The organism is Mesorhizobium sp. LNHC209A00 (assembly GCF_000502915.1).
GTDB lineage: Bacteria > Pseudomonadota > Alphaproteobacteria > Rhizobiales > Rhizobiaceae > Mesorhizobium.
Window position 1 is genome coordinate 21713 of the sequence record NZ_AYWT01000030.1, and the last position, 6653, is coordinate 28365.

The following is a 6653-nucleotide window of genomic DNA, read 5'->3' on the forward strand; positions in this document are numbered from 1 at the left end:
ATCTGGATGGCTCGCAGGTTTCCGGCCGCCTTGTTGGACTGCGTGCCCTATTTCTGAGGTCGAAGCCCGATCACCGCGATCGATTCGTTTACGCGACTTTCGCTCAAGGCCTCTGAGAGTTGCAACGATGCGACCAGCCTCTTAGAGCCTTACCGACGCCCTCTTGGCCCATCGGGCTTAGGCATTTGATGAAATTGGTTCCAATCTCCTTTCACGAGGTCCGGAAGTGCTGATGTCGCCTCCTCGGCGAAATCGCGAATGACCTGGTCGTCGCCATCCCACCCTTTAGGGTCTATTTCCAACACGGTTGGTGAATCGGTGACTTCGAAACTCGGATCCGATTTGGAACCTGTTTTGCGAAGAAAGGCCGAGCAACCCTTCACGGGCCGTCCGTCAGATTCTCTCAATTCGAGGTATGGCAGAACGAACAAGCCGCCGCCATGGAAGCCTATCTTTCGGCAGACAAACATCTGTAGGGCCCAAATCCTTGCATATTTCCCAACTGCGTTCTGAAATGTAATTTCGATGCCACTTATTGGCATGAACAGATAGCGACCAATCTTGATTTGGGATCCAATCCTCACCTCTTGAACGATGGAGTTGATGGCACCGTCCGTGTGGATTGCAGCGGCTCCCGCCTGGAATTGTCGCGTCAGCGCCGCCAAAATCGCCGCGGCGACCGCATTGATCAGGTCTTCGGATCTTGTGCGCTCGGCGCTCTCCTCGAGCTTTCGCTGCGCTTCTGTTGCCGCTGTCTGCTTGAAGTCTTCCAGCGCGGTTAGACCCCGCTTTGAAAGCCCCGATCCTCCACCATTTCGGATGCTCTGGAGCTGGTCGAGGCGCATAATGATAGTGTCCATGGTCGATATCCGCGGAAGCGGGCAGATCATTTGCGTAAGCAGCAGGCGAAGGCCTTCCAAGCCAGGTGCGGCGAGCATCGGGGCATATTTCGGATCGCTTAGGCTCTCTCGAGGCAGCCGAACGCCTGTGAAAAGAAACAAGATGACCTTGCCAAGCGAATAGACATCGGCGGCAGCCGTCACATCGAGCTGCCCGCCGTGCTCGAGCTCCGGCGCCATGAACAGCGCCGGCCCGACAACTTCGCCCGACGGGGTATTGCGTTGTCTACCGTCCTCGATCAGGCAAATGCCGAAGTCAGATATCCAGACTTCATCGCCATTGCCGGTTAGTAGGATGTTGGCTGGCTTGATATCTCTGTGAATGATCGAGGCGTCGTGCGCAGCCTTGAGGCCCGCCGCTACCTGCTTCGCAACGCCGAGAGTGCGCCCAAGATCGCCGACGAACTGGGCCGCCGATTTGCCGAGGTCTCCCCCTTCTGCAACCGGCATGACGATATACTGCTTCGTCCCGTCCTGCGGCTGTGCGTCGAGAGCAGAGTGATCCAGCAGCTCGATCACATTCGGATGCTTCAGCCGCTTGATCGCGTCCACCTCATTGCGGAAGCGGTCGGCCCGCTTTGGGTTTAGAATGCGCTTGAGGGCGAAAGGGCCATCGCCCGGGTTTTGCCGATCGATGACCTTTATGACGTGACCTTGTCCTCCTTCGCCAAGGTTCCCTTCTATCCCCTCCCACCGATTGCCGTAGATTCTAGCCATTCTTCACCCTCAAGCTGCTCAATGCTCGATCACTACTCGCTCGGTCGCATGTTGAGCAAGCTCCAATATCCCAATCCCCCTACAGCAGCGGCCATAAATGCTAATATTCAAAAGCCGGGCTGCCAATTGACACCTGGCCGGACAAGCAGCACAACCGCCGCTTGGGCTTGGAAACTTCTTATGTGGTCCGATTCGGATACCGACGTCGATTTTTTGAACTATTCGGAAGTTGCGGAGATGGTCGTAGACCTTCTCTCTGACCCGAAATTGTTGCCACTTTCTGTCGGCGTGTTCGGCGGTTGGGGAATCGGAAAGTCAACTACACTTCGCCTTGTCGAGCGCGAATTGGACAAGGCTCCGGATCGCTATCTCGTCATCAAGTTCGATGCTTGGATGTATCAGGACTTCGACGACGCGCGCGCCGCGCTGATGAGCGTGATCTCCGGGGCGCTCGTAAAGGCTGCCCCCCCTGCCCTGAAAGACCGAGCGAAGTCGTTGATCGGGCGCGTGAACAAACTGCGGTTCTTGGGCGTGGCGCTTGAGGCCGGCGCCTGGGCTATGGGTGTGCCCACCTTCGGAGCGATCTCCAAAGGTGTGACAGCCGCGGGCGCGCTTTTTTCGGGGTCGGAAGACGACAAAAATCTCGAAGCCGTCAAGGATGCCGCCTCAGACGTAGAGTCACGGGGCGCGTCGCTGTTGCGCGAGCCGGAAGAGAGGGGCCCGCCCGACGAGATCGACGCATTTCGCGCAGAATTCAAAGGTATTCTCCAGGACCTCGGGAAAACGATGGTCGTCTTCATCGACAACCTCGACCGCTGTTTGCCCCGAAACGCCATCGAGACCATGGAGGCTGTGCGGCTTTTCCTGTTCATGCCCAACAGCGCATTCGTTGTGGCCGCTGACGAGGACATGATCCGACACGCCGTCAGTCAACATTTCAACAGTCCCTCGCAGCGCCACATCACCGACTATCTGGATAAGCTGATCCAGGTTCCGGTCAGGGTGCCAAGGGCGGGCATTCAGGAGGTCCGGGCATACCTTATTTTGCTGCTTGCGAGCCGGTCCGATCTGGACGACGCGGCAGTCGAGAAACTACGGCAATACCTCATCGACCGGCTCCGGACCTCGTGGAAGGATGATGGCGACTTCACAATCGAGGAGATGCTGACTCAGTCAGGCGTGCAGGCGTCGAAGGAGCTGGCGGCTGCGTGGGACATGGCCGACAGAATGGCGCCGATCCTGGCTCTGTCGCCCGGCGTCTTAGGCAACCCCCGCACCGTGAAGCGCATGCTCAACGTGGTGAGGATGCGGGCCAACGTTGCTCGTCGCCGCGCGATGCCTATCGATGAGGCGATGATCACCAAACTGGCGTTGTTCGAGCGTTGCACCGACATCGATGCGACGGAAGAGCTCCATAATCTGATCAACGCCAGTCCCCGCGGAAAGCCCGCTGTCCTGGCCAGCCTTGAACAAGCCAAGCCAGGCGAAACGATCGCTGACTTGCCCGAGAAATGGACGAAACATGCGCCATTTCTGATGGAATGGGCGAAGCTGGCTCCTGGCCTGGCTGGTGTTGATCTGCGGCCTGCAGTCTACCTCGCCCGTGAGACTGTTCCGCTTCGCATGCGATCCGGTTCTCTCGCCGGCGGCGCTGCAAAAGCCGTCGAAACGCTCCTTCAGATCCGGTCAGTGTCTTCGCCCGCTGCCAAGGCGGCGTTGGACAGCCTGCAGCCAGGGGACATGATCCTGGTGATGGAAGCGGTCATCGAGGTGATGAGAAAAGACTCTGATTGGTCGCGGGCACGAATGGATTTTCGGGGAGCGACATTGGTTGCCGACAGATCTGCAGCCGCGGCCGAATTGCTCAACCGCTTTTTCAGATCATTGCAGCTTCCAAAGACCCCGGGATGGGTCTCAACGATGCTCAAGGACAAGGCGTGGTGGGAGGAGTGAAAAAAGGGCATGGGGACATCTTCATCAGCTAAGGGGCGCAAGAGCACCAGCCCAATGGTCCCGCCGCACGCCGACGCCAATCCAGGCCAACCAGTGCCTGCGCCAGAGGGACAGCGGTTCCGGGGCTTTCGTACAGAGTTCGGCCGGGCTGTGGCCGGCGCCGGTGGCGGTTCGCTTTCAGCCGCGCTGGGCAAATATGCGCGAAACGCAACAGGAGGTGTCGCAGTCGGGCCGAGGCGGTTTGGTACTGCATACACGGCCGGCGGCGCGCTCGTCGGGGTGCTCAACGATCTTCAGCAAGGCGGGACTGGCGCTGAGTTTGCGGGAATAGACCTATCATCGCTCAATGGCCGTCCCTTGGCCGAGGCGATTCAGGCCATTGCGCAGGCACTCGCCCCGGAGAATGCAGACGCTGACCTCATCCGGATAGCGGTACAAGAGGCCTTGGCCGAAGTGTTGCCCGAGACCGCGTCGTTCGAACCTGCCGACCTTGACGACGATGCGTTGATCGCCGTCCTAATCGAGTTTTTCACGAGGATCATCTTTCAGGACATTGTCAACGACGCGGGCGACGCCTGGAACAAGGCTCCCGACCAGGATCGCACGATAGAGGCGGAGAACGAACTCTTCGACATTATCCATGCCGCGGTCGACCGGCACTTGTCGCCTGCTTTGGCCAACGGGATACAGAACATGACGCGGGCACAAGTTGAGGCGCAAGAGCGGCTAGCCATGGACGCCATCTGGGCCGAATGGGAGGGCAATGAGTGACGCTGTGCCGCTTTTTTTTGGACAAGAAGACTTTTCCCGCCGACTGCCCGCCCAATGAATTGCACGTTCTCCTTTATGGCGGTTCAGCCCCAATTGCAGGCGCCGTCGCCATCGGAAACCAGGTCAAAGACCTCTTTTTACGTTTCGGAGTGCAGCCGTCTGCGACGGCGGTGGATTTTGTATCTATCGCGCTTGCCGTCACTGCGGCCGACACATTCGTGCTGAGAGAGGACGCCGCGGACAGCTGGAGCAGGGATATCGAAATCTGCCTGCCGCTGAGAACTCCAGGACCGTGGAATGCGGTAAAACCCCGGCTCCAGCGTCTGCTCAGTTTTCTGAGCGGCGATCAGTGGCGTTTTCACTTTGAAGGCGGCGGAGAGGCTCCTCCCGTTCCCTCAGTCATCCGGCAGCATCAAAGTCGGATAAACCTTGTTGCCGGTGATCTCGTTTCTCTGTTCTCAGGCGGTCTGGACAGCACCATTGCTACGTTCCGCCTCGTCGAGGACAGCGCCCGCCCGATCCTGGTATCTCATGCCTACACCGGCGACAAATCGGTCCAAAACGGCATCGTTGGACGCTTGCCGCAGACCCTTCAACACGTATCGGTCAATGCCTGGCCAAACTCGGAGCGCACGTCGGAGATATCGATGCGCTCCCGAAGCTTTCTCTTCATAGCTATTGCTGCATTGGTTTGTGACGTGAAATCAAGGCTGGTTGGCGGCCGGCCGATCCCGCTGCAAGTCCCGGAAAACGGTCTGATTGCACTGAACGCACCACTAACGCCGAGACGGATCGGGTCGCACAGCACGCGGACGACGCATCCTTTTTTCTTAGACGGCGTCCAGGCTATTTTTGGGGTGGTCGGCATTCCGGCTACGATCGACAATCCATATGCGACCTGGACAAAAGGCCAGATGGTGCGATCGGTGAATGGCGTACAGCTTTTCCAAGCCATTGCCTCGGAAACGGTCTCGTGCGGGAAATGGAAGCGGGAGGGCCAACAATGCGGCCGCTGCGTTCCCTGTCTCATCAGGCGCGCGTCTCTCTACGAAGGCGACGTGGATGACAGGACACTCTACCAATCTGCCAGCCTTCTCGACGTGATGACCGTCGAGGATACTCGTGACGACCTGGTCGCCATGCTTACTGCCGTCAAACGCCTCGACGGTGCGAATCTTGACGCCTGGGTCGCCCAGTCAGGGCCTCTGCCTGCCGATATCGATCGCCGATCGGCCCTTGTCGATGTCCATCGACGCGGTCTAATGGAGGTCGGCAGATACCTTACGGACAGTGGCTTCAAGATGTGATCGATTTTCATTGCCATCTCGATCTCTATCGGTATCCCGAGCTTGCGGTCGAAGATGCGGACAAATCAGGGGCCTATGTCCTCTGCGTGACCACGACGCCAAAGGCGTGGAAGTCAACGTCAGCATTGTGCGCGAACCGGGCACGAATCCGCACAGCCTTGGGACTGCACCCCGAGCTCGCCCTTGAGCGCGAGGGGGAATTGCCCCTGTTCAGGCATTTTGCATCCGAGACAAGGTACTTTGGCGAAGTCGGCCTCGATGGCTCCGAGCACCTGCGAACCTCGAAGGCGGCTCAAGAGCGGGTTTTCTCCGCTATCTTGGCCATCGCAGCTGACCTCGGCGGCAAGATCCTGTCTATTCACAGCCGCCGAGCCGCTGACGAGGTTCTGGATTGTCTATCCAAACAGGCCGCGGCCGGCATTCCCATCTTGCATTGGTTCAGCGGATCTCAACGACAGCTTAGGCGGGCGGTCGACCAAGGGTGCTGGTTCAGCTGCGGCCCTTCCATGTTGAAGTCAGAAAATGGGAAGGCGATTGCAAGAGCCTTGCCGCGCAACCGCGTTCTCACGGAGACCGACGGTCCATTCGCTCTAGAAGGCAGCCGGCCACTTCAGCCAAGGGATTCCTGGCAAGCATTGAAGATGCTATCCGACATCTGGCAAATCCCCGAAGCGGAAGCCGCTGGAATTCTCAAAGACAATCTCGTGGCGCTGACAACGGGAAAGTCCTAACGGCGGGACGGCGCTTTGGTCGGCCACTTCGAGGCTGAGCGATCTGCTTGCTTTTACCTCGCCGATGCGGGAGCTTTTGGGCCGTGTATGGACGGCTCTCCGTTGGCAAGGGATTCTTTGAGCGTTGCCGTTGCTGGTTGGTGCGGCCATGTATCCGACCTGTAGGTGCGGCCTATCATGTGCCGCTGGCCATAATGCCATTCGCGCGTCTCAGGTCCCGATCGTAAGCTCGCACTCGAGGTGCACGGCCCCAGTGGGTTTTCCTGATCCGGCGG

General features: G+C 58.7%; 5 protein-coding genes. 4 read left to right on the forward strand and 1 reads right to left on the reverse strand.

The genetic code is table 11. The features are described from left to right. Positions 1-149: 149 nt before the first annotated feature. Positions 150-1616, reverse strand: a complete 1467-nt coding sequence (locus tag X739_RS137775; RefSeq protein ID WP_023796440.1) for a serine/threonine-protein kinase — start codon at positions 1614-1616, stop codon at positions 150-152. 180 nt (positions 1617-1796) lie between these two features. Here X739_RS137775 and X739_RS137770 point away from each other — a divergent pair, with 180 nt between their 5' ends. From X739_RS137770 to qatD, 4 genes are read left to right on the forward strand one after another with little or no spacing between them, the layout of a single operon-like run. After that, complete coding sequence (locus tag X739_RS137770) at positions 1797-3569, forward strand: P-loop NTPase fold protein (protein ID WP_023753795.1); 1773 nt, start codon at positions 1797-1799, stop codon at positions 3567-3569. A gap of 54 nt (positions 3570-3623) precedes the next feature. Further along, on the forward strand, positions 3624-4340 hold the full coding sequence (locus X739_RS137765; protein ID WP_023756358.1) for a hypothetical protein: 717 nt from the start codon (positions 3624-3626) through the stop codon (positions 4338-4340). Next, the gene (gene qatC, locus X739_RS137760; RefSeq protein WP_023685508.1) at positions 4337-5647 is read left to right on the forward strand and encodes a Qat anti-phage system QueC-like protein QatC; all 1311 of its coding nucleotides are present in this window, start codon (positions 4337-4339) and stop codon (positions 5645-5647) included. The genes X739_RS137765 and qatC overlap by 4 nt, the downstream gene beginning before the upstream one ends. Beyond that, complete coding sequence (gene qatD / locus X739_RS137755; protein WP_023753792.1) at positions 5644-6378, forward strand: Qat anti-phage system TatD family nuclease QatD; 735 nt, start codon at positions 5644-5646, stop codon at positions 6376-6378. Before qatC ends, qatD begins: the two co-directional genes overlap by 4 nt. The last annotated feature ends 275 nt before the right edge of the window (positions 6379-6653 follow it).

Excerpts from the sequence above, each read along its gene's own strand:
- X739_RS137775 (WP_023796440.1), bottom strand. The coding sequence starts at position 1,616 with ATGGCTAGAATCTACGGCAATCGGTGGGAGGGGATAGAAGGGAACCTT.
- X739_RS137770 (WP_023753795.1), top strand. The coding sequence starts at position 1,797 with ATGTGGTCCGATTCGGATACCGACGTCGATTTTTTGAACTATTCGGAA.
- X739_RS137765 (WP_023756358.1), top strand. The coding sequence starts at position 3,624 with ATGGTCCCGCCGCACGCCGACGCCAATCCAGGCCAACCAGTGCCTGCG.